The sequence below is a fragment of the Amycolatopsis sp. NPDC051045 genome, assembly GCF_040682955.1.
GTDB lineage: Bacteria > Actinomycetota > Actinomycetes > Mycobacteriales > Pseudonocardiaceae > Amycolatopsis.
Window position 1 is genome coordinate 94,109 of the sequence record NZ_JBFBCC010000004.1, and the last position, 22,682, is coordinate 116,790.

The 22,682-nt window shown below is 69.8% G+C and carries 17 protein-coding genes and 2 tRNA genes; 9 read left to right on the top strand and 10 right to left on the bottom strand.

The genetic code is table 11. The features are described from left to right. Positions 1-493 precede the first annotated feature (493 nt). Together AB0M80_RS11540 and AB0M80_RS11545 are read left to right on the top strand one after the other, a co-directional pair. Positions 494-1,375, top strand: coding sequence for a hypothetical protein (locus AB0M80_RS11540; protein ID WP_364562321.1), 882 nt, complete (start codon positions 494-496; stop codon positions 1,373-1,375). Between the two features lie 647 nt (positions 1,376-2,022). After that, positions 2,023-4,842, top strand: coding sequence for an alpha-L-fucosidase (locus AB0M80_RS11545; RefSeq protein WP_364562324.1), 2,820 nt, complete (start codon positions 2,023-2,025; stop codon positions 4,840-4,842). On the opposite strand, the gene AB0M80_RS11550 is transcribed toward AB0M80_RS11545, so the two are convergent. Then, positions 4,831-5,472: a hypothetical protein gene (locus AB0M80_RS11550; RefSeq protein ID WP_364562327.1), complete on the bottom strand. Its 642-nt coding sequence runs from the start codon at positions 5,470-5,472 to the stop codon at positions 4,831-4,833. The two genes, AB0M80_RS11545 and AB0M80_RS11550, sit on opposite strands and share 12 nt — an antisense overlap. Before the next feature lie 192 nt (positions 5,473-5,664). Between AB0M80_RS11550 and AB0M80_RS11555 the strand changes: the two genes are divergently transcribed. Continuing rightward, a complete protein-coding gene (locus tag AB0M80_RS11555) occupies positions 5,665-7,992 on the top strand; it encodes a chitobiase/beta-hexosaminidase C-terminal domain-containing protein (protein ID WP_364562329.1) in 2,328 nt (775 codons plus the stop codon). A 58-nt stretch (positions 7,993-8,050) separates the two neighbouring features. Here the strand turns inward: AB0M80_RS11555 and AB0M80_RS11560 are convergent, their stop codons facing one another. Next, the gene (locus tag AB0M80_RS11560) at positions 8,051-9,052 is read right to left on the bottom strand and encodes an erythromycin esterase family protein (protein WP_364562332.1); all 1,002 of its coding nucleotides are present in this window, start codon (positions 9,050-9,052) and stop codon (positions 8,051-8,053) included. Between the two features lie 29 nt (positions 9,053-9,081). On the opposite strand from AB0M80_RS11560, the gene AB0M80_RS11565 reads away from it, so the two are divergent. After that, a complete protein-coding gene (locus AB0M80_RS11565; protein ID WP_364562335.1) occupies positions 9,082-9,771 on the top strand; it encodes a TioE family transcriptional regulator in 690 nt (229 codons plus the stop codon). Here AB0M80_RS11565 and AB0M80_RS11570 read toward each other — a convergent pair. Together AB0M80_RS11570 and AB0M80_RS11575 are read right to left on the bottom strand one after the other, a co-directional pair. Further along, positions 9,760-10,614 (bottom strand): ion transporter, encoded by an 855-nt coding sequence (locus tag AB0M80_RS11570; RefSeq protein ID WP_364562338.1) that lies wholly within the window; start codon positions 10,612-10,614, stop codon positions 9,760-9,762. The genes AB0M80_RS11565 and AB0M80_RS11570 overlap by 12 nt on opposite strands. 203 nt (positions 10,615-10,817) lie before the next feature. After that, positions 10,818-11,804: a hypothetical protein gene (locus AB0M80_RS11575; protein ID WP_364562341.1), complete on the bottom strand. Its 987-nt coding sequence runs from the start codon at positions 11,802-11,804 to the stop codon at positions 10,818-10,820. A 394-nt stretch (positions 11,805-12,198) separates the two neighbouring features. Between AB0M80_RS11575 and AB0M80_RS11580 the strand changes: the two genes are divergently transcribed. Beyond that, the gene (locus AB0M80_RS11580) at positions 12,199-14,397 is read left to right on the top strand and encodes an NB-ARC domain-containing protein (protein ID WP_364562344.1); all 2,199 of its coding nucleotides are present in this window, start codon (positions 12,199-12,201) and stop codon (positions 14,395-14,397) included. Positions 14,398-14,619: 222 nt separating this feature from the next. Next, complete coding sequence (locus AB0M80_RS11585) at positions 14,620-14,787, top strand: hypothetical protein (RefSeq protein WP_364562346.1); 168 nt, start codon at positions 14,620-14,622, stop codon at positions 14,785-14,787. An 11-nt stretch (positions 14,788-14,798) separates the two neighbouring features. On the opposite strand, the gene AB0M80_RS11590 is transcribed toward AB0M80_RS11585, so the two are convergent. The 5 genes from AB0M80_RS11590 to AB0M80_RS11610 form a co-directional block, all read right to left on the bottom strand. Beyond that, positions 14,799-15,440: a TetR/AcrR family transcriptional regulator gene (locus tag AB0M80_RS11590; protein WP_364562348.1), complete on the bottom strand. Its 642-nt coding sequence runs from the start codon at positions 15,438-15,440 to the stop codon at positions 14,799-14,801. Positions 15,441-15,454: 14 nt separating this feature from the next. Continuing rightward, positions 15,455-16,858: an MFS transporter gene (locus AB0M80_RS11595; protein ID WP_364562351.1), complete on the bottom strand. Its 1,404-nt coding sequence runs from the start codon at positions 16,856-16,858 to the stop codon at positions 15,455-15,457. A 121-nt stretch (positions 16,859-16,979) separates the two neighbouring features. Beyond that, complete coding sequence (locus AB0M80_RS11600; protein ID WP_364562354.1) at positions 16,980-17,846, bottom strand: alpha/beta hydrolase; 867 nt, start codon at positions 17,844-17,846, stop codon at positions 16,980-16,982. 177 nt (positions 17,847-18,023) lie between these two features. Then, positions 18,024-18,096, bottom strand: a tRNA-Arg gene (locus AB0M80_RS11605). Between the two features lie 51 nt (positions 18,097-18,147). Next, a tRNA-Trp gene (locus tag AB0M80_RS11610) sits at positions 18,148-18,216 on the bottom strand. Positions 18,217-18,911: 695 nt separating this feature from the next. Here AB0M80_RS11610 and infA point away from each other — a divergent pair. The 3 genes from infA (at position 18,912) to AB0M80_RS11625 (ending at position 21,019) form a co-directional block, all read left to right on the top strand. Further along, the gene (gene infA / locus AB0M80_RS11615) at positions 18,912-19,136 is read left to right on the top strand and encodes a translation initiation factor IF-1 (protein WP_364562357.1); all 225 of its coding nucleotides are present in this window, start codon (positions 18,912-18,914) and stop codon (positions 19,134-19,136) included. A gap of 183 nt (positions 19,137-19,319) precedes the next feature. Further along, the gene (locus AB0M80_RS11620; RefSeq protein WP_364562359.1) at positions 19,320-19,937 is read left to right on the top strand and encodes a sigma-70 family RNA polymerase sigma factor; all 618 of its coding nucleotides are present in this window, start codon (positions 19,320-19,322) and stop codon (positions 19,935-19,937) included. Next, positions 19,934-21,019 carry a CU044_5270 family protein gene (locus tag AB0M80_RS11625; RefSeq protein ID WP_364562362.1) on the top strand — a complete coding sequence of 362 codons (1,086 nt, stop codon included), beginning with the start codon at positions 19,934-19,936 and terminating at the stop codon, positions 21,017-21,019. Before AB0M80_RS11620 ends, AB0M80_RS11625 begins: the two co-directional genes overlap by 4 nt. A 202-nt stretch (positions 21,020-21,221) precedes the next feature. Here the strand turns inward: AB0M80_RS11625 and AB0M80_RS11630 are convergent, their stop codons facing one another. Continuing rightward, entirely contained in the window at positions 21,222-21,932 is a 711-nt protein-coding gene (locus AB0M80_RS11630) for a hypothetical protein (protein ID WP_364562365.1), read from the bottom strand. Positions 21,933-22,682 lie beyond the last annotated feature (750 nt).

Sequence of the window (22,682 nt, forward strand, 5' to 3'; positions counted from 1 at the left end):
GTGGCGGAGCCCCCGGCCTGGGGCGAAGCCCCGGATGTCGCAGCGTTCACGGTTCGTCCTTTCGCGGTCGATCACCACCTTGACGAACGCGGGCGCAGATTTGTGACAGGCCTCCGGGATCCGGGGCAAGCTTCGACACTCCGGCGGCTGCGGCCACCTCTCCCAACGGCCGAGGGCTTCTTCGAGTGCTCCGATGGCGCCAGTGGAACTCGCGGAGATATCTTGTGATCTTTCACGGTGTCCACTTGTTGCCCTGTTTCACCACAAACGGAATTCCAGTATGAATGAGGTTCGACGCTTCTCCGGCACGAGCGGATAACGTCTCGGAGAAGCTCCCGAGCGTCACGAAAAACTGCCAGCTATGGTTGAAACTTCACCCCGTTGCACTAGCTGACAGGGCCTGACCTGCCCTTACTCTGATGATCGACGCCAAGGTCGACAGCGAACCTGGCGTCGCTCGCTCGTTTGGGTCGCGCGGGAGGAGGCGGAGCGAATGTTGAAGAGCTTCGTCTCCTGGCTCGATTCGTACACCGCTCAGCGAGGTGCGCCGGGTGTGATCGGCGACCTTGTCGGGGTGCTGAGTTTCGCGGGCCTCCTGGGGACGCTGTTCGGCAGTCAAATGGTCCGCGCGGGAGCGTTCCTGGCGGCGGGGTTGCTCGTGATCGTCGGGATCCTGTTCGTCTTGGCCGGCAACCGGCGACTGCGGCGAGACTATGCCGTGTACCGGGAGTTGCTCGCCCAGTACTGCGACTTCATCATCGACCACCGGCCCGAGCCGCTGGTCCTGGTGAACGACTGGGATCAGACGGTGGTCATCCAGCGAAACGGTGACGTTCGCGAGAGGTTGATCATCAAGGCGGTGGCACTGCGCGAAGAAGTCCACTTCATCAGGTTCTATGCCGGCAGCGAGTGGGATCAGCCGGAGAAGTACCGGGACAAGGTCGCGATCAACGCCCGGAGCTTGAAGGTGAACGGCAAGCCCGGGCCACATTGGAACGTCACCAAATCCTGGTTGACCAGCAGGCGAATGGCGATGATCGTGCACCTGCACGCACCGATCCGGCAAGGCGAGGAGATCTGCCTCGACATAGAGCGATTTTGGCCGAAGAAGTGCAAACCGATCATGTGCGACGGGGTCGCCGAGGACTTCCACTTCCACTCGGGCAAGGTCCTGCAGATCGACAAGGTGACTCACCGAGTCGTCTTCCCCGGCAACTTCACCGTTTCTTACGACGCCATCGGCTTCCGGGACGACCGAACGAGCGGCACCTTCATCACGTCGGACACCGACGCTGACGGCCGCACGGTCATCACCCTGCACATCGACCACGTGCCCGTCGACGCCAAGTACGGCATGAAGCTGGACGTGGGGTAGTCCGTGCCACCCGCAGGCGGCACGGACTACCCCGGCAGTCAGTCGCCGCCTTCGGAACCGCCCATCAGACAAGTCACCTTCGTGTCGCGCGCAAAGTTCAAGCCCGCCCGAGAACGGGCGGACAATGAGTTGCGGGGATGTTGGTTGTCTTGTGCCGCAGGACAAGAAGCCCGAGTTGCGGCACTCGGCGACGCTAGCGCACAGACGGCCAGACTGTCCACAGTGAACACCGAGCGTACCGCTTCGGGTGATTTCGGCCGCGAACCATAAAGGCGTGACTCACACCCCCTGGACAGGCGCTTCACACCACCCCTTCGACACTCAGTGACGACAGAGAGATGTCCAATAACCCTCAGTAGTCGCCAGCGAGTAACCGGCATTCCGGTCGTTCGGGAAGCCGTGCAGCGAGACGCAGCAGGCCTTCGCGCGATGCCGCAGCAGCGCATCGACCCACCTTCCCAATCAGCCACACCAGTGAATCGTCCGGACCGAGCGGTTGGTTACACCATGAACCACCGACACCAGGTCAGCCGGTCGAAATCGAGCGCGTGACAGATCGGACGACTGTGTGCCGATGAGCGGCATCTTCCCTTGACGTACGATAAATGAGCGTCTAATCATCGGATCTCTCCGGACGAGGAGGTCCCTTGAGAATCCGACTGCTTGCCTGCCTCGCCGCAGCCATCGCGCTGGTGGCGAGCCTGGTCAGCCCCGCGAACGCCGAGCTGTACCACCCGCGCCAGGACTGGTTGCGGGCCTCGACGGCCGGGCTGTTCCTGCACTGGGGCATGTTCACCGCGCCGCGGCACACCGACTGCGCCGCCTGGGAGCGCGACGTCACCGACGGCGGCTGGACGCCGGGGTACTGGATCGACGAGGCGAAGAAGCTGGGCGCGTCCTACGTCGTCCTCACCACCTTCCACAGCCGCCTGGGCTACGCGCGGCCGTGGCCGTCGAAGATCCCGGGCAGCTGCTCGACGCTGCGCGACTTCCTCGGGGAACTGATCGCCGCGGGCCAGGCCAAGGGCGTCCGCGTCATGCTCTACATGACCGACGATCCCCAGTGGCACAACGAGACCGGCCACGAGTCGCTCGACTCGGCCGCCTACTCGGCGTACAAGGGCAAGCCGGTCGACCTGACCACCCGGGCCGGCTTCGGCGAGTTCGGCTACGACCTGTTCGACGAGGTCATGGACCGCTACGCCGGGCTCGCCGGGTTCTGGATCGACAACGACAACGAGTACTGGGAGCAGCACGGGCTCTACGAGCGCATCCGCGAGAAGCGGCCGTCCTGGTTGCTGAGCAACAACAACGAGGACACGCCGATCATGGACACGGTCAGCAACGAGCAGAAGACCGGCATGACACCGTCGTACGACTACCCGCAGGCGGTCTACACGCCGATGCCGCGGCTCACCGAGGCGGACTACAAGCTGCCCACCAACGGCGACTGGTGGTACAGCGGCGGCGACCAGGCCGTCGACTTCCGGCTCTCCACCGGCCGCTACATCACGAACGCCGGCTCGTCGATCAAGTCGCTGATGGCCGAAACCGCCATGCTGAACGGGAAGTTCCCGCCGCAGCAGGAGGCGTTCAACAACTTCATGGCGTCCTGGACGCAGCCGATCCGGGAGTCGTTCGAGGGCACCGAAGGCGGCGGGTACCTCTACGGCGGCATGCAGCCCGGCTTCTGGAACGACGGCGCGCACGGCGTGCTCACCGTCAAGCCCGGCGCGAGGACGCAGTACGTGCACGTCGTCACGCGGCCGTCGACGAACCTGGTCCGCCTGCGCGACAACGGTTACCGCGTCACCGGGGTGTCCGACCTGCGCACCGGCAAGCCGATGCGGTTCGCGCAGTCCGGCGGCTACCTGTCCATTCTGGACATCGAGGACTGGGACACCTACGACACGGTGTTCGAAGTGGACACCGCGGGTCAGCAGTACTTCTACGACAAGAACACGATCAAGGCGACCGCGTCGGCGTCGGCGGCCGGGCACCCGGCGGCGAACCTGACCGACGGCAGCTACCTGAACTACTGGGACGCCGGCGGTCAGCTGCCGGTGTCCGTGACGCTGGACCTGGGCCGGAAGCGGTCGACGGCCTACCTGGCGGTGCACGAGCGCGAGTCGTCGCCGACGTCCGCGCGGGAGTCCTTCGGCCGCGCCGAGGATTCCGCGCGGATCAAGGACTACCGCGTCTACGCCAGTGCCGACGGGAAGAACTGGGGTGCACCGGTGCGCACCGGCGCCTTGCCCAGCAACCGCGGCGTGCAGTTCGTCGACGTCGGCGAGGTGCACGCGCGGTACCTCAAGCTCGAGGTGCTGAACACGTGGTCCGGGCCACAGGCCAAGCCGTACTACCGGCAGCTCGCGCTCGACGAGATCGACGTGGCCTACGGCTATCCCGATCCCCGCGGCGAGCTGCCGCTGGAGGCGGAGTCGTGGCGCAACGGCTTCGAAGGCCGGGCGACGCCGGTGTGGTGCGAGGCGTGCTCGGGCACGAACGTCGTGACCGGCCTCGACCGCGGCGCGGTCGTCTTCCGCGACGTCCAAGCCTCGGGTCCGTCCCGTCTGCAGCTGGACACCACGGGGCCGGGCACGCTTTCGGTGAGCGTCAACGGCGCGGCCCCGATCGCGGTCACCGCACCGGCCGCGATCGCCGTGCCGCTGAACCCGGGAGCCAACACGATCAAGGTCTCCGGGACGGTGGACCTCGACCGGATCGCCGTGGCACCGCTGCCGCCGGAGTCGTACACCCCGCGGACGACGTTGACCGTGCAACCGGCGGGTGTGCAATGGGTTTCGCCGGGACAGCAGTCCCTGAAGGTGACCGCGTCGCTGCGGCTGGACGTCGACGACCCGATCGACCAGGTGTCGCTGGCCCCGGTCGTCCCGGCGGGCTGGACGGTCCAAGGTGACCCCGTGACGGCGTCGAACCTGCGGCTCGGCCAGGTCCTGAGCGGATCGTGGACGGTGACGTCCCCGGCCGCCCAGGACGCGACCATCCCCGTGACAGCGTCGTTCCGGACGCTCGGGCGGGCGAAATCGGTGAGCAAACCCGTGCAGGTGAGGCTGCGCCCGGCCGACCGGGTGTTCATGCGCGAAGCGGAGGACTCGGCGAACGACATCGGCGACGCCGGCGTCACGAACTGTTCGCCGTGTTCGGGCGGCCAGAAGGTGCGCAACATCGGGGGCAGCGCGGGCGCGGCGGTGACGTTCCCGGACGTCACGGTGGGCGCGGCCGGGCAATACCCGCTCCACCTCGACTTCACGGTCAACGGCGACCGGTCGTACTTCGTCTCGGTGAACGGCGGCGCACCGGCGGAAGTGCGGGTCAGCGGGGCCGGGAACAACACCCCGTACACCACTTCGGTCCCGGTGACGCTGACCGCGGGCGCCAATACGATCCGGATCGGCAACGACCGCGCCGGCGCCCCGGATCTGGACCGGATTTCACTGGGTTAGCTCGCGCAGCACCCGGGCCGGGTCGATGTCGACGGCCAGCCACGTGCCCGGGTGCTCGCTCGGCTCGCTCCACGCGACGGACACCCACAGCTCGGCGTAGTCGCCGCGGTCGATGCGGGGCAGCCGCCAGGTGAGCCGGCCCCCGGTCCGCTCGACGGTGTCGCCGCCGAGCAGCCGGGACCAGTACGGCGGCACGTGCCGGCCGGCTCGCGAGCAGCGCCGCAGCAGCTCGGCCCCGGGGCCGCCGACGCTCACCACGGCGTCGGCGGTCTCGGCGGTGAAGGCGCTTTCCCAGGTGCGCGCGTCTTCCGGCGCGCCGGCCAGCTCGGCCTGGACGACGAACTCGCCGACGTCTTCCCGGGCCAGCACCCGGAAGACGGTGACCTCCCTGGTGACGATCGCGTACCCGCCGGGCAGCCGCGGCACGCTCGGCCCGGAAACGACGTCGAGCCGGACGGACCGGTGCCGCCACCGGCACAGCCACGCCCCGGAGTCCAGGCTCCAGGTGAGCTCGGGTCTCGCGGGCACGTCCCAGCCGTCGACGCGCACGGCGAACCGCACGGCGCCGAGCGGAGTGCGGACGTCGAGCGCCCGCGGCGGGATCCGGGCCAGCACGTCGGTGTCCAGCATCCCGACATCCTCGCCCCACGGCGGTCGGCCCGAAATCCGAGCGGCCGAGGCTCACCCGACCGGGGTTCCCCAGCCGGGCATTGGTCCAGACAAGTGTTACCGAAAAGTGATGGAAGACCCGCTGAGCGGGAGCTACTTTGTTGTGACTCGCAACAAATGCTCGTGGATCCCCAACGGCGGAGGTGTCACGGCGTGAACCGGACCTTCAACAAGCTTCGACGACGCGGCCCGAGGATCGCGCTCGTCGCCTCGGCCCTGCTGGTGGCGGCGGGGCTCAACGCCCCGGCCGCGCTCGCCGCGGACGACTACACGCAGAGCGTCACGCAGCTCAGTGCCGGCCAAGTGCAGCTCAACTTCACCCCGGCCACGCCGGCGCTGTACGTGGACGTCCACTACACCGGCGTGCCGGGCGTCGGCCAGCAGAACCTCCGGATGACCAACGGCTCCGGCACCTGGCGCACCACCGTGACCGGCCTGAGCAGCGGAAACGTTCTCGACTACTGGTTCACCTACGAGAAGGGCGGCCCGCAGTACGACACCCCGCACTTCAGCTACACCGTCGGCGGCGGCGGCACGACGACGGTCGCCGCGCCGACGTTCAGCCCGCCCGGCGGCACCTACTCGAGCGCCCAGACGGTGACCATCGGCAGCGCCACCGCCGGCGCGACCATCCGGTACACAGTGGACGGCTCGACGCCCACCGCGTCCTCACCGCTCTACAGCGGACCGATCAGCGTCCCGGCGTCCCGCACGGTCAACGCCATCGCGACGAAGTCCGGCTCGGCGGACTCGGCGGTGTCGAGCGCGAGCTACACGATCGGCACCCAGGCGGGCTGCCCGACGCAGTCCGACACCCCGAACTTCGGGTCCAACGTGCGGATCTTCGACCCGGGCATGTCCGCGGCGACGATCCAGGCGCAGCTCGACACGGACTTCAACAACCAGAAGGACACGCTCACCGCGCAGTTCGCCGACCGGCGGGTCGCGCACCTGTTCAAGCCGGGCACGTACAACAACGTGCACGACAACGTCGGCTTCTACACCTCGGTCGCCGGCCTCGGCCAGAACCCCGGTGACGTCGTGATCAACGGTGACGTCACCGTGGACGCCTTCAACGCCTCCGACAACGGCGTTGCGCTGCAGAACTTCTGGCGCTCGGCGGAGAACCTCGCCGTCGTGCCCTCCGGCGGCAACGAGCGCTGGGCCGTGGCGCAGGCCGCGCCGTTCCGCCGGATGGACGTCCGCGGCAACCTGCAGCTGTACCCGGCGAGCTACGGCTACGCCAGCGGCGGCTACATCGCCGACTCGAAGGTCTCCGGCCAGGCCGCGTCGGTGTCGCAGCAGCAGTGGTACACCCGCGACTCGGCGCTCGGCAGCTGGGACGGCGGCGTGTGGAACATGGTGTTCTCCGGCACCAGCGGCGCGCCGGCGAACACGTTCCCGAACCCGCCGGAGACCACGCTGGCCACGACGCCGGTCTCCCGTGACGTGCCCTACCTCTACGTCGACGGCACCGGCAAGTACCGCGTGTTCCTGCCCTCGCTGCGCACGAACGCGTCCGGCCCGAGCTGGGCGAACGGCAGCACCCCGGGTTCGTCGCTGCCGATGAGCCAGTTCTACGTCGTCAAGGCGGGCGACACGGCCGCGTCGATCAACAACGCGCTCGCCGCGGGCTGCAACCTGTTCTTCACGCCGGGCATCTACCACCTGAACCAGACGCTCAACGTGACCCGCGCGAACACGACCGTCCTCGGCATCGGCTACCCGACGCTGGTGCCCGACAACGGCGTCAACGCGATGCAGGTGTCCGATGTGGACGGGGTCCGGCTCAAGGGCCTGCTCTTCGACGCCGGCACGACGAACTCCCAGGCCCTGCTGACCGTCGGGCCGTCCGGGTCGTCCGCGAGCCACGCGGCGAACCCGACGACGGTCCAGGACGTGTTCTTCCGGATCGGCGGGCAGCTCGCCGGCAAGGCGACGAACAGCCTGATCGTCAACAGCGCCAACACGGTCATCGACCACATCTGGGCCTGGCGCGCCGACCACGGCAACGCGGGCACGGTCGGCTGGGGCACGAACACCGCCGACACCGGACTCGTGGTGAACGGGGCGAACGTGCTGGCCACCGGCCTGTTCGTCGAGCACTACCAGAAGTACCAGGTGATCTGGAACGGCCAGGGCGGCCGGACGATCTTCTTCCAGAACGAGATGCCCTACGACGTGCCGAACCAGGCGTCGTGGAACGCACCATCGGGGGTCGCCGGGTACGCCGCGTACAAGGTCGGAGCGAACGTGACGTCCCATGAGGCGTGGGGGCTCGGGAGTTACTGCTTCTTCGACACCAATCCGGCGGTGTCCAGCTACCACGCGTTCGAGGTGCCGAACAACGCCGGCGTGCGGTTCCACAGCCTGCTGACGGTGTCGCTGAACTACCGCGGCACGATCACGCACGTCATCAACGACACCGGCGGCGTCACGCCTTCGGGCACGGTGCCGGTCAACGTGGTCAGCTACCCGTAACCCGGGTGAGCGGCGGCCTCCACACCGGACCCGACCCGGTGTGGAGGCCGCCGTGTTTTCAGGCGACGTGCCACACCGCGCCGGCGCCGTCGAGCAGCTCACGATCGAGCCCGAAGTAACCTCGTTCGGGCTTGGTGTCGGTGCGCCGGCGACCGGCCGGAACGTCGGCGGTCAGCTTCCAGGTCTTCGTACCGCGCTGCAGCATCCCCTCGTAGGTGTCGGGCGCCGGTTCCCCGAGACCGAGGGCTTCGCTGTGGCCGAGGCTCCCGGCGACGAAGGCGTACCGGTCGCCGAGCAGGGCCGCGACGATCGCGCCCGCACCGGAACCCGAGCGTTGCAGGTGACTGTTGTGCGCGAACACCAGCGTCCGGCCCCTGCGGGCCTCGATGGCCCGGATGTCCAGCAGGTTCTCGGCCATGAGCACCGCGCGCATGCCCGCGAGGCGCGAGATCCTGGTGTCCCGGTCGCCGGGCCGAGCCGACGCCGCGTGGTAGCGGAGCAGGCCGCGCCCGGCGGTGGCGTGGACCTTGGCCCGCCACCAGGCGGCGTCCGTCGTCAGCCGCGGTGCGTGGGCGTAGAGCGCGGTCACCAGGTCGTCGGCGAGCACCCGCAGCTCACGGGCTTCGGCGGTGGCGCCGGGTGAGGCCGCCGGGTCGAGGATGGCTTCCTGGCGGCTCCACCGCTCGTCGGCACCGGTCAGGGCTGCGACGTCGACGTCGAGGCCGAGGTAGTCGCGGACGTGTTCGAGGTAGGTGCGCGGGCTGGGCGCGCTGAACATCTCGGTCGGGGCGTCGAAGCCGTGGAAGGCCAACGGCTCGCCGGTGTGCTCGTTGTACTCGCGCAGCCACGCGACGAGCTGCCGGTTGGCGTCCACTTCGCCCAGGTCGTGCGAGAACTCGCCGTCCAGCGCGGCCACGCGGTCCGTCTCCAGCGCGATCGACCGGAAGCCGTGCTCGGCGAGCTGCGCGAAGAGGTCGTTGCGCAGGTACGCGAAGGCCGGTTCGAAGTGCGTGGGCTCGCCCAGCGCGACCAGTTCGGCGGTGAGGTCGGTGAGGTTCATGTGGTTGAATCGTATCCTTGAAGACTCAGTTGAGACCTGCTGACCTCGCCCGTGAGCACGGCATCTCCACTCAGGCGGTCCGCAACTACGAGCGGGACGGCTTCCTCCCGCCGTCGGCGCGCACCCCGAGCGGCTACCGGATTTACACCGAGGTCCACGCGGCCGCACTCCGGGCGTTCCTGGCTCTGGCCCCGGCCTACGGGCACGCGACGGCCGGCGGGATCATGCGCGCCGTCCACGACGACGACCTCGCCCGCGCGCTGACGCTCGTCGACCGCGGCCACGAGCAGCTGCTCCGGGACCGCGAAACCCTCAACACGGTCCGGAAGGCGATCGGGCACCTGGCGACCGGGCCGGCACCCGAGCCGACCGCGAGCGGCTGGTCCGTCGGCGAACTGGCCCACCGCCTCGGCGTCACCGCGGCCACCGTCCGCGCCTGGGAACGCGCGGGCATCCTGGTGCCCGAACGCAACCCGGCCACCGGCTACCGGGTCTTCCGCGCGGCCGACATCCGCGACGCCGAGCTGGCGCACCTGCTCCGCCGCGGCGGCTACCCGCTGGCCCACATCGCGACGGTGGTCGGCCAGGTCCGCACCGCGGGCGGCACCGAGTCGCTGGTCCAGGCACTCGAAACCTGGCAGGGCAGGCTGACCGCCCGCGGCCTGGCGATGCTCGACGCGGCCGCCCGGCTCAGCGCGTACCTGACCTCACGGTCGTGAGCCCGGGTGCAGCCGGTCGTACTCGTGCGCGGCCGAGCGCTGGGTGCGCACCGGCAGCACCTTTTCCTCGTCCTCGTCGTCGACCTCGTTGAGCCCGAGCTGCACGGCCAGCCGGATCTGCTCCCGGTTTTCGCGGACGACGGCGGAGAAGAAGTCGTCGATCCGCGGGTCGAGGAGGACTTCGAGCAGCACGCGGAAGGAGGTGTCGACGCAGGCGCGCACGATCTCGTCGTGGAACGGCAGCCGCTTGAGCTTCCCCAGCTGCGGGTCCGCAGCGATCTTCTCGGCGATGATCGAGCGCAGCTCGTCCTTGTGGGCCCCGAGCGACTTGGCCAGGTTTTCCGGGTAGTTGCCGGTTTCCAGCACCTTGACGACCTCGTCGAGCACCGCGACCGTCACCGGCTTCTTGATCGCCTTCACGATCGGCTCGGAGAGCTTGTCGACGAGCCGGTAGGTGAACTGCTCGCCGACGGCCCGGTCCGCGGCCCGCCCGATCCGCACGAGCAGCAGCACGACGCTGACGAACTTGTGCGCGGCCATGGCGGGGTGCGCGACGGGAATCATCGCGAACAGCTCGTACCAGTTGCGCACGAGGAACTTCTTGGCCCACCGCCGTTTCCGCCACCGCCACAGGAACTCGAGGAGGAAGACCCCGCAGATCCCGCAGTCGACGGCGAAGATCACCAGCCCGGCCTCCCGCGACGGCGGGCTGAGCACCATGAACCCCAGCAACCCGACCGAGCCGGCGGCGAGCACGAGCATGATCCAGTCGTCGGCGCGCACGTTCCCGGGCAGCACCCCGGTGTTGAGCTCCGGTTCACGGGCGTCGCGAAGGGTGACCATGCCCGATGATGACACGGACGGCGTCGATCAGCCGGTCCGGACGGCCGTACCGAACTGTCGCGTTTTCGTCCGGTTTTCGACGCGGCGCAGGCCGCCCTGATACGGCATCGTGGACGGAGGCGGTCACGGCGAGGAGGAGCATGGAGCGCACACCGCACAGCCGGCGCGCTCCGGCTCGCGGGGAAGCGGCGGCAGCCGGCCGTTCAGGCAGCCGGCTGCCAGCCCACGCCGTAGGACCGCGCCGGCCGGAGGTCCCGGAACCCGGTGTGCACCTCGCCCGCGTTGTCCAGGAAGAGCGGCTTGCGCGCCGGCAGCGGGTCCTGGGCGTCCTTGGAGAATTCGCCGTCGATGCGCCAGACGCGCAGCGGGGGCTTCCCCCGGTCGAAGCGGACGTTGAGGTCGAAGCTCTCGCACGGGAATTCCGGCGTGCAGCAGTAGAAGGGCGACGTCAGCTCGGCCACCCGGATGCGGAAGAAGAACTCGTGCTCGTCCCCGGCGTCCAGCGGCTGCGGCGGGCGCAGGCTGAAGGCGACCCGGCTGGAGCTGACCATGCGCACGGAATGCACCTCGCCGCCGGCGACGACGTCGATGCCCAGGCCCGAGAGGTCCGGCCGGCCGGTCGTGCTGGCGGGCCGGGCGAGGGAGACCGCGTGCTCGATCTCGGCGAGCCCGGCGACGTGGCTGACCACCCTGCGGGTCTCGAAGACCTCAGCGGCCGCAGCACCCGTCAAGGTCAGCCGGACCGCCAGTGCCGACGTGTGCCAAGGGCCGTCCTGGCTGATGGCCGAGGCACCCCCGTACGGCGACGGTGCCCCGTAGGCGGCCTCGGCGATCAGGTAGATGACGTCGTCGGCGCGACGCTGCATCGTGCGCACGTTGCGGTCGGCGCCCGTGCCCAGCAGTTCGAGGCGCTGCGTGTAGCGCTCGTTCGCCCCGGTGCCGAATCCCAGGACGATCCGGGCCGTTTCGCGCTGCGATTCGGGCAGCTTTTCGATCAACCTGCGAAGCGTTTCGACGACCTTGCCGCGAACCGTTCCCGGGTTGTCCTCCTCGTGGACCCCGCACACTTCGCGCAACCGTTCGCCGACGACAGCAGGCAGGGTCTTCGCTTGGATGCCCAGCCCCTTGCGAAGCAGTTTCAACTCCGCTGAGAGAGCGTTGATCTTCGCTTCGGGCGCCTCCTGAGCCAAGCCCGCCACCTCCCTCTTGGTCGTTGCCGGGGAAGTCTACTCATCTTCCCCGCGGTCCACGACGCCGTCACCCGTTTCCCAGCCGTTTCCGGATCCGGGAAACAGCGCAGGTCGAAGGAGTGACCGCGCTTTCTATTGAGAGGCAACGGGAAACGTCTGTCGGCGCGGAAATCGCCGGGTCAAGCTGACGTCGTCGAAATCCTTCGGCAACCAAGGAACTCGCCGCGGCGAAACGGCGGCGACGGCGATCCGGAAAGGGTGAACGCGATGCACACGCACCTCATCATCGTGCTCGGTCAGCTGGTCTCCCTGCTGGGCTGACGAAGTGCGCCGCCGGCGGTCCCGGGCCGCCGGCCGGCTTCCCCCCGTCCGCCGAATACAGGATGATCGAGCCATGCCGGACTTTGGAGCGGAATTGAAGCGTCGACGGACGGCAGCCGGCATGTCACTGACCGGTCTCGCGGCATCCGTCCATTTCACCAAGGGCTACCTGAGCAAGGTGGAGAACGGCAAGGTCCGGGTGAACCGGGACCTGGCCAAGGCCTGCGACCTGGCACTGAGCGCCGGCGGAGAACTGCTCGCCATGGTCACGGAATCGGCATTCCCCGCCCGCCGGAGCGCCGGCGGCATCGTCGGGCTGCCCGATGGCGGGCGGTACTTCGTCGGCCGCGAAACCGAACTCGAAGCGCTTTCCGCACTGCTGCTCGGCCCGGGCGAGGCCCGGGTCGGCGTGGTGCACGGGATGGCGGGGGCCGGCAAGACGGCACTGGCCGTCGCCGCCGCCCGGCGGGTCGCGGCCACCTTCCCGGACGGCTGCCTCTTCTTCGACCTCCGGGGGCACACCCCCGGGGCCGTCGAACTCTCGCCCGGCGAAGCCCTGCACCGGCTGCTGCGGCTGCTCGACGTCCCGGCCGATCAGCTCCCCGCCGACGAAGACGGCCTGGCCAACCTGGTCCGCGACCAGCTGCGCGGGCGGCGGATGATCCTCGTGCTCGACAACGTCCGGTCGGCCGAACAGATCCGGACCATCGTCGACGGCGAGACGTCGTCCCGCATCCTGGTGACCAGCCGGGGCCGGCTGCCCGCCCTCGACGACGCCTGGCACTACCCCGTCGGCGTGCTGCCGCTCGACGACGCCGTGCGGCTCCTCCGGAGCGTCGCCGGCGAGCACGCACCGGACGACGAAGAGGTGGCGACCGAGATCGTCCGGCACTGCGGGCAGCTCCCGCTCGCGGTGCGCATCGTGGCCGCCCGGTTCGTCGCCGGCGGCTGGACGGCGGCGAAGCTGCGCGACCGGCTGGCCGACGAGACCACCCGGCTCGGCGCGCTGGAGGACGGTGAGCGAAGCGTCGCCACCGCGTTCGCCGTCTCGTACGAAGCACTGCCCGGCGACCAGCAGCGGCTGCTGGGGCTGCTCGCCCTCCACCCCGCGGCCGCCGCGGAAACCGGCGCCGTCGAGGCGCTCGCCGGGCTCGGCCCGGGCGAAGCGGACCGGCTGGTGGACCGGCTGCACGACGCGCACCTGGTCGTCCGCGACGAACGGGGCTACGTCGAATTCCACGACCTGATGCGCACTTTCGCCGCGAAGCACGCCCTTCCGCAGGTCGGTCCGGACGACCGCGAAGTCGCCGTGCGCAGGCTGGTCGAGCACCTCGTCGCGATGACCGTGGCGGCCGACGAGCTCACCGAGCCCTACCGGTTCCGCCCCGCCACCGGCCTGCCGGTCCCGGCCGCCGTGCCCTTCTCGGACGCGGACGGCGCGCTCGCCTGGCTGGGCGCGCAGTGGCCGACGCTCGCCGACATCGTCGATTCCGCGGCCCGGCACCGGCTGCACGACCGCTGCTGGCAGCTCGCGTTCGTGCTCCGCGCGTTCTTCTTCCGCGAGAAGCTGTTCGAACCCTGGATCCGGACGCACGAGCGCGCGCTCGAAGCCGCGCGAGCGGCCGGTGACCCGAGTGCGACGGGCATGATCCTCAACAACCTGGGCATGGCCCACCTCGAGTCGGACGGCGTCGACGACGCCGTCCGCTTCCACCGGCAGGCCCAGGAGCAGTTCGCGCTGGCCGGCGACGACCGGGGCGCGATCGACGCGCTGTCCAGCCTGGCCTGGGCCCGCCTGTACCGCGGCGAAGCCGAGCCGGCACTGGCCGACCTGACGACGGTGCTGGCCGTCTACCGCCGGACCGGGCGCACCCGGAACGTGGTGATCGCGCTGCGCGGGATCGCGCTCGCCTCGGTGGCGCTGAGCCGGTTCCCCGAGGCGCTGGCCGCCGCGCGCGAGGCGGCCGAGCTCGCTCAGCTGCCGGTCGACCGGGCGATGTCGGCCAACTGCGAGGCCTGGGTGCACTTCCGGGCCGGCCGGTGGGACGACGCCGAGCGCGGCTACCACCACGCGGCCGAAGTGGCCGACGACGCGGGCAGCGAGTACGAGCGGGCCCGGGCGTTGACGGGCCTGGGCAACACCGCCGCCGAGCGCGGCGACCGCCGGACGGCGGCGCGCTGGTGGGCGGAAGCCGCCGCGTACCGGGTCACGCTCAACCCGGCCGTGCTCGGCGAAGCCGAATACCGGAACCGGCCGTCGTTCGCGCAGTGATCGGCCGGACGGCGAACTCCCCCCGATCCGCCACCCTCCGGAAAACAGGCCAAAAGCAGGACACCCACCTCGCCGGGGTTTCCCCGTGACACGCGGTTTCCGTCAACGGGAAACGCCTTGCCGGCACCTGCCCCCGGGCACACAATCAATGCAGAAAGAATTTCGCGAACACCGCGAAATCAATCGAATCCCGTTTTACGGGGAAATCGCGAGGAGCCTGCCATGATGGTCGTCTGTTCCCTTTCCGCCCTCATCCGCACGGCCCTGTTCATCGTCATGCTCGCGCTGGTCGCCGGGCTTGCGCTCGCCGGGCCCACCGCGCCGGCGACGCCCGGCTCCGGCTCCGGCTCCGATCAGGCGGTGTCCACCACGGAACCCGTCACGCACTGAGGGGCCGGACGTCAGTGCTGTTCCGGCTGTTCCGGCCCGAGGTGCTCGATCAGCCTGGCCAGCTGGTCGGCGTACTGCCGGACGAACTCGGGCGAGTCCCCGTCGGTCCCGGTCAGTCCGTCCACCACGTGCGGCAGCGTCACCGGGGCCATCGCCGCCGCCATGAGCAGCACCGTCAGGCACGCCGGGTCGACCCACTCCGGCAGGCGGCCCTCGGCCTTCAGCGCCGCGATCTGCTCCACCGTCCCGGACAGGCGCTGCGTGCGCGGCGCGTGGTCGGGGTCGGTGTCCGGGCCGTCGTACTCCAGGCCCGACCACGCCACCAGCCGGACGCCGTCACGGTTGGCGAGTGTCTCCAGCGCGAACCGCCGCACCTGCTCGGACAGCGGCAGCTCCGGTGTCAACAGCTCGCTCTGCCGCTGCCCCCACCCCTCCGACATGGCCCGGTACAGGCCTTCTTTGCCGTCGAAGTAGTACGAGATCAGCTGCTGGTTCACCCCGGCCCGCGCCGCGATCGCCGCGATCCGCGCTCCGGCGTACCCCTTCGCCGCGAACTCCGCGCCCGCCGCCTCCAGGATCAGCCGGCGGGTGCGCTCCGGATCCCGTTGGCGCTCCTGGGGCTTCGGCGAACGACGAGGCTTCGACGCGGTCACATCGTGACTATACGTCAACCAACCGCTTGACTCTGTGGAACAGAAGGTTGACGCACGGGCAGTGCTGTCGCCAGGAGGAGGGCCAGCACGAGCACCCCGGCGCTGACCGCGAGCGCTCCCGCGGTCGCGGATGCGGACCCGTTGCCGAGCCGGGTGAAGAAGACCGTGCCGAACAAGGCGATCCCGGTCGCCGTGCCGAGCTGGACGGTCGTGTTCACCACGCCGGACGCCGCCCCGGCCTGCTCCGGCCGGATCCGCGCCATCGACGCGGCGAAGAGCGAGTTCAGCGCCGCGCCCATCCCGAGCCCGACGGCGATCACCGGAACCAGCAGCGCCCACCCGCTCAACGCGGAGTCCAGTCGCGACACCAGGATCGCGAGCACCACGAGACCGGCCAGCAGCACCGCGACGGCGCCGGCGGTGAACGAGCGTCCGAGCTTCGGGGCGAGGCGCATGGCCAGGACGTTGCCCGCGACGATGCCGAGCGTCGACGGCGCGAACGTCAAAGCCGCTTCCCACGGCGAAAACCCGAGCCCGAGCTGGAGGTGCAGCGTCAGGACGAAGAACACGCCGACCCCGGTGTTGACGCAGAACAGGACCGCCTGGCTGCCGGCGAGGTGCCGCAGCAGGTCCGGCGGGAGCAGCGGTTCACCGCCGCGGCGGAACTGAAGCCGCTGGTGCCACGCGAACACGCCGAACAGGGGGACGGCGGCCACCGGCAGCACGATCGACCACACCGGCCAGCCCAGCTCGCGCCCCTGCACCAGCGGGTAGAACACCGCGAACAACGCGGCGGTCAGCAAGGCAAGGCCGCCCGGGTCCATGCGGTGGCGGAAGAAGCCCGGCCGGGCCGGCATGGTGACCAGGGCCCCGGCCAGCGCGAGCACCCCGATGGGCAGGTTCACCAGGAAGATCGCCCGCCAGCCGGTACCGAACAGGTCGGCCTCGGTCAGCGCGCCACCCAGCAGCGGGCCGGCGAGCCCGCCCACCGGGAACGCGGCCGCGTACCAGGTCATCGCCTTGGGCCGCTCCCGCTCGTCGAACTCCGCGTGGACGAACGACAGGACCTGCGGCACCATCAGGCCGGAGCCGACGCCCTGCACCACGCGCGCGGCGATCAGCACGCCGACGTGCCCGGCGAGACCGGCGGCGAGCGAGGCGGCCGTGAACACGAGCATGCCGGCCATGAACAGCTTCTTCGTCCCGTGCCGGTCGCCCAGCCGTCCCCCGGTGATCAGCGTGAGCGCGAACCCCAGCGCGTAGCCGGCCGAAATCCACTGCAGCGCGGACTCACCGGTGCCGAGCTCCCGCCGGATGGTCGGCAGCGCCACCGCGACGATCTGGTTGTCGATCATGTCCACCAGCACCGCCAGTACCGCGACCGCCAGCGCCCACCACCTGAGCGCGTGCTTCTCCACGACGTACCTCTTCTCTCGCAGCGACCGTGACCCAGCCATGGTCAACCAGCCAGTCGACTCTGTCAACTAGATGTTTGATTGAGTCCGTCGTGCGTTGGAGAAGGTGCGTCCGCGACGTGTGTCAGCCCTCGAGGACCTCCCGCAGTTTTTTGGCGAAGGCTTCGGGCTGACCGGCGTAGCCGAATTCGCCGCCGAGGAAGCCGCCGTGGTGACTCGGGAACACGGTCGCCTCCTGCCCGAGCCGCTCGGCGGTCCCGACGGCGGTCCGCCCGGTGAAGACCTCCCGGGACTCCTCGCCGACCGCGATGACGATGCGTGTCGGCGCCGCGACCAGCGCCTCGACGTCGAGCCGGTAGGTGGTCACCGGCAGGGAGCGGTCGGTCAGCAGCGGGTCGTCGCGGCGGCCGTCGTCCTCGGCGGGCATGCCGAACTGGGCCGGGTCCGCCGGCGGCTGAGCGAAGTAGGCGTCGGTGAATTCGCCCGGCCACGACGTCATCACGATGAACGCCGCCATCCCGGCCCCGAAGCCCTTGGCCTGGTAAGCGTCTCGCATCGCGCGGCCGGCGCGCTCGGCCGCGGCCGCGTCCGGCAGCGATTCGACGAGCGGCGGCTCGTGGGCGACCAGGGTGCTGACATCACCGGGGTGCGCGGTGACCAGCGCGAGCGCGGCGACGGCGCCACCGCTGCTCCCGAACACCTCGACGGCGCCGGCCCCGAGTGCCTCGATGACGGCGTGGATGTCCTCCGCCTGGACGGCGGGCACGTGGTCCTCGCGCCCGTCCTTGCGGACACTGCGCCCGAGCCCCCGCGGGTCGTAGGTGACCACGGTGCGGTCGGGGAAGTACGACGCGAGGGTGCTGAACCCGTCGGCGGTCATGGGCTGCCCGACCATGAGCAGCGGCGGCCGCGGGCTCTCGGCGGGCGCCGGGCCGTGGACGTCGTAGACGATGTCGGCTTCGGGTGTTTCCAGTGTGTGCGTGGTGGCCATGGTTCCTCCCCGGTCAGGTCTTCTCGGGAGACTAGCCCGGGGCACCGACAGTTTCGGTGCCCCGGGAACGGTCGCGCGCCGTGGTGTCGATCCACGTGGGCGGGGCTCATGAAGCCCCGCTGGTTGCCGAACCGCGCGCGGGGGTGGCCGACCGGACTCGCACCGGCTTCGCCCGGGTGCCCCCGGCCGGAGTCGAACCTGCGACCTGCGGCTTCGGAAGCCGCTGCTCTTTCCACTGAGCTACGGGGGCGCACCCGCGTCGCCCGCACTGTTGCGGCCGAGACGAGCGCAGGAAAAACGGCACCGGCGGAAGGAGTCGAACCCTCTGGTCGCGGTTTTGGAGACCACGCCGCTTCCGAAGCACGCCGATAAAGAATTGCGGCAGCAGAAAGAAGAAAGCCGCCCGAACCGGTTTCCCGATGAGCGGCTCCCGTGCCATGACGAGCACTACGTCATGACGAGGAGCCAGGAAGGCCATGCCACCGCAGGCAACCGGCCATCGGCGCACGTACGGCAACGCCGGCGGCGGCAGCGTTGTGCCACGCCTCTCGCGTCCACACATGCGTCATGATCACTCCCGAGGTTTCTTTCGTGTGGGACCATCATGAGATACCCGAACACGCCGGGTCAATGCATTTATCCCCGACCCACCCACCAGAACACGGCACCGATCCCGCCGCCGGCTTCCGGACCTGCCGAAGCCGCTGCACACGGTGGCCGACGAGGCCGACCTCGACCTGACGTATCATGGAGGCGAGTCGGCTTTACGACCCGGCGCTGATGTCGACTGGGGTGCTGGTCCGCCCGGACGGCGTCACCCCGGTGGACCTGCCCGAGGACGCAGTGGCGGCGGAGTGGCGCAGGTGGCCCGGCAGGCACTGCATCGCTCCGGGAACCCAACGGCATCGGCCGACGTGAACGAATCAACCGGGGCGGTCTTGGCGCTGTTCGATGGCGTCGGCGCCCGGCACGCGAGCAACCCGGAGTTGTTGCTCCACTGAGCTCACCGGGACGTGTCGATCACGGCTACGTCCAAGGAATTCCTTCCTCACCGAACGGAGAAATATGGCAGTAAAAGCAGGAGCCATCGAAGTCGAAGGCACTGTCGTCGAGTGCCTGCGCAACGCCACCTTCAGGGTGGAGCTCGAGAACGGGCACAAGGTGCTGGCGCACATCAGCGGGAAGATCCGGAAGAACTACATCAAGATCTTGCCGTACGACCGAGTGCTGGTGGAGCTGAGCCCGTACGACCTCACCCGCGGCCGGATCCGCTTCCGTTACCGCACGTAGAAGTCGATGACACCGCTCGTGGCCACCGTGCGTTCGAACCGACAGCAGGTCGAATTCACTGCCGCGCCGTGAGCCGGCGCCTGCGATCTCCCCTGCAGGCGCAGGCTCACGGCGCGCCCTGCGTTGTGACTCAGATCACGCGAATGCTTTGACGGTGGCGGTCCAATCAAAGACGTGACACGGATGACGAAGCACACCGCGGACGGGGAGGCGGCGCCCGACACGGACGATCGGCCGGACCTCGGCGCCCCGGACGCAGTGCGGACGTTCGGCCTGCTCTACGACCGGCACGCGCTCGCGCTGCACCGCTACCTCGGCAGGCGGGTCGGCGGTGCCGCGGACGATCTGGTGGCGGACACGTTCCTGGTCGCGATGCAGCAAAGGGCCCGGTACGACCCCGCCAGGGGAACGGCCCGCGCGTGGCTTTACGGGATCGCGACCAACCTGCTGCGCGGGCACGTCCGGGAGGAAGCACGGATCCTGCACGCGTCGGCCCGGGCTGACGCCGGCCGGACCGGGCAGGGCGACACGCACGATGGGCGGGTCGCGGACATGGTCGACGCGCAGGTACGGACGAGACGGCTCGCCGAGGCGATCGCCGGCCTCGATCCCGGCAACCGGGACGTCCTTCTGCTCAGCAGCTGGGCGGCACTCGACGTGGCCGAAATCGCCGAGGCGCTGGACATCCCGGTCGCCACCGTCCGGACGCGACTGCATCGCACCCGTCGCCGTTTGCAAGCGCACATCCGCAGCGCCGACGCGATTTCCGCGCGGCGGGCGAGGGGAGGAAAGACTCGATGACAGAGAACCACGACAAGGCGGCCGTGCACGAACTGTGGCTCGCCGACGACGAGCTCGACCGCGCGCTGCGCGAACTTCGCGCGGACGTCCAACCGGACGACCAGGCGGTTTGCCGGGGCCGCACGATCGTGCTGGCCGCGGCGGAAGACCTTCAGCACCCGGAGCCGGTCGCGGGCGGGTCCGCCCGGCGACGGAGCCTGCGCTCCTGGATCGCGGTGGCCGCGGCGGTCACCCTGCTGACCGGCGGCATCCTCGTCGCGCAGACCATCGGTGACGATCCGGGTCACGCGGCGGTCGCCGACACCCTCGGCAAGGCGGCGGACCAAGTGGCGACCGGCGCCCGGGACGACGTCGTCGGGGCCGGCCGGTACCGGTACATCGAGACGCACGCCTGGTGGGAGGCGGGATCGCCGGGCGGCTCCGTCTGGCGGGAGAACCTGCACCAGACCTGGGTGCCCGCCGACCAGCGGCAGGAGTGGCTGCAGCGCCGCGCGGTCATCGCCACCCGGCCGTCGATTCCCGCTTCGGGTGAAGAGGCCGGAGTCCGCTCCGGCGGGCGTGAGGAGGAGTCCGAGTCGCGCGCGCTCTGTGGTGACTTCTTCGCGGGCGAAGAGGGCAGGAAGCCGTGTGAAGGAATGCTGGCCGGTTGGCAGGTCCCGACGCCGCAGTGGCAGGCGGGTTTGCCGAAGAACCCCGAAGACTTGCTCCAGCGGCTGCGCACCGACGCGCCGGACAACTCTCGCGGCGATATGGAGCTCCTGGTCTACGCCTCGGACGCGCTGCGCACTGGGCTGCTCGAAGCCGAAGTACGGGCCGCTCTCTACAAGGCGCTGGCGAAGCTGCCTGAGCTGAAGGTGGTCGACCAGGCCGCGAACCTCGACGGACGTATCGGCGTCGCGCTCGGCCTCGACGACGGCCACACGCGCGAGGAGATCATCATCGACCCGGCGACCGGACAGTTCATCGGCGAGCGGTCGGTCCTCACCGAGGCCCGTGGGGGGCATCCCGAGGGCACGGTCGTCGAGTCGACCTCGGTCCGCACCGTGGTTGTGGACGCACTGGGAGCGCTGCCCGCGGGCTGAGCCGAAGCAGACGGCCAGGGTGGCCAGTCCGGGAAGCCCCAGTCGCCAGGCGCCGCTCCCCCGGTGTCGTGCCCGACCGGCGTCGTTGTCGCGCTCACGGTCAGTGTGGAGCGGCGACGTTTGCAGTGGCTGAGGCGGGCTTGGTGCCCTCGTCGACGGCGCCCAACGGACTCCGCCCAGGGTCCGGGTGTTCGCGCAGTGCTCACAGGCGTGCCTCCAGGCGGCGCTTCAGCGGCGCGTAGTCCAGGCCGGGAAAGATGCCCGGCAAGGCGTTCACTCCGTTGTGCAACCCTTCTGCGACGTGCTGCAGGGCAGGATCGGTGAGGAAGACGTCCGCGAAGAGGTACTGCCAGCCGTGCAGCCCCTTGGTCAGCAACAGCGTCTGCACGTACTCCGTGAACGTCAGGTCGAGTTTCACATAGCCCGCCGGGTAAGGGTCCGCCCCTGTCCCGGCGAGGTCCGAGAACCAGACCTCCAACGGCGCCGCCCCTGGCCGGGGAACCATCCGCAGGAACGTCATGAAACCCCGGCTCGATTCGTAGGCGTTGTCGATGTAACGCAGCTGGGCGGCGAACGACCGCTGGAATTCCGTTTTGAACGTGTCGGTACCCGGCATCCGCCCCTGGCTCAGGATCTCCATGGGAGACGGCACTCGGTACTCTCCGGAAAACGGCGGGGTCGCCGGACCGGACTCCCAATGGGCGGCCACCTCGAACCTGAGCGCATCATCGAGCATGTCCGCGTCGAGGCGCAGGTCCTCCCACGCCGCGTCGAACATGACGAGTGGTTCGATCTCCTCGAAGGCCGGACCGATGTCGCCGTGCCGCGAATCGAGCAGCGCGATGGACTCGGCGTCGCGCAGGTCGGCGAGTGAGTCCAGATGGCGCTCCTCCGGCTTGTTCAGTGAGCGCACCGATCGACACCTTCCGGGAACTTGCATCTCTGATAGAGACAGAGTTCCGGCAGGATAGCGCTGTTGGCGAGGCCTCGTGATCGTTTCCAGGATGAAGCGTGGGAACTCCTGCACCAAGCGCTGGGCGCGGACGCGATCCGGGTCCACCGCCAGGCGCTCGCCGCCGCCCTGGGCCGTCGCGCTCGCGCTCGGACTGAGGCAGGGCGAGGCTCTCGGCTTGAAGTGGACCGACCTCCAGGTTGAGCGGCACCACGGATGCGCGGAGCCGCGCTGCGCCGCGCGCAGAGCGCAAGACTGCCCGAGCGCGCATGTCACCGGGGTTCTGGTTGTCCGCCGTGCCCTACAGCGGCAAACCTGGCAGCACGGCTGTGGCGAACGGCCCTGCGGCCGCAAGCGCGGCGCCGACTGCCCCCAGCGGCACAGTGGCGGGCTCGTGGTGGTCGAACCGAAGTCCCGCGCCGGCCGCCGGGTCATCAGCGTGCCGCCTCCGCTCGTGCTGGCTCTGCTCGCCCACAGGGAGCGGCAAGAGACCGAACGCCAGGTTGCCGCCGACCTGTGGCATGACGGGCAGTGGGTCTTCGCCCAGCCGACCGGCAAGCCCACCGACCCGCGGGCGGACTACGGGGAGTGGAAGGCCGTCCTGAGGGCCGCCGGTGTCCGGGAGGCACGGCTGTACCCGCGTAGATCGCCGAATGAGACGGGAACTGAGACGGATGACGACCAGGGAGTTTCCGAACGGCGGAGACTCCC

Excerpts from the sequence above, each read along its gene's own strand:
- AB0M80_RS11540 (WP_364562321.1), top strand. The coding sequence starts at position 494 with ATGTTGAAGAGCTTCGTCTCCTGGCTCGATTCGTACACCGCTCAGCGA.
- AB0M80_RS11550 (WP_364562327.1), bottom strand. The coding sequence starts at position 5,472 with ATGCTGGACACCGACGTGCTGGCCCGGATCCCGCCGCGGGCGCTCGAC.
- AB0M80_RS11560 (WP_364562332.1), bottom strand. The coding sequence starts at position 9,052 with ATGAACCTCACCGACCTCACCGCCGAACTGGTCGCGCTGGGCGAGCCC.
- AB0M80_RS11570 (WP_364562338.1), bottom strand. The coding sequence starts at position 10,614 with ATGGTCACCCTTCGCGACGCCCGTGAACCGGAGCTCAACACCGGGGTG.
- AB0M80_RS11580 (WP_364562344.1), top strand. The coding sequence starts at position 12,199 with ATGCCGGACTTTGGAGCGGAATTGAAGCGTCGACGGACGGCAGCCGGC.
- AB0M80_RS11585 (WP_364562346.1), top strand. The coding sequence starts at position 14,620 with ATGATGGTCGTCTGTTCCCTTTCCGCCCTCATCCGCACGGCCCTGTTC.
- AB0M80_RS11600 (WP_364562354.1), bottom strand. The coding sequence starts at position 17,846 with ATGGCCACCACGCACACACTGGAAACACCCGAAGCCGACATCGTCTAC.
- infA (WP_364562357.1), top strand. The coding sequence starts at position 18,912 with ATGGCAGTAAAAGCAGGAGCCATCGAAGTCGAAGGCACTGTCGTCGAG.
- AB0M80_RS11620 (WP_364562359.1), top strand. The coding sequence starts at position 19,320 with ATGACGAAGCACACCGCGGACGGGGAGGCGGCGCCCGACACGGACGAT.
- AB0M80_RS11625 (WP_364562362.1), top strand. The coding sequence starts at position 19,934 with ATGACAGAGAACCACGACAAGGCGGCCGTGCACGAACTGTGGCTCGCC.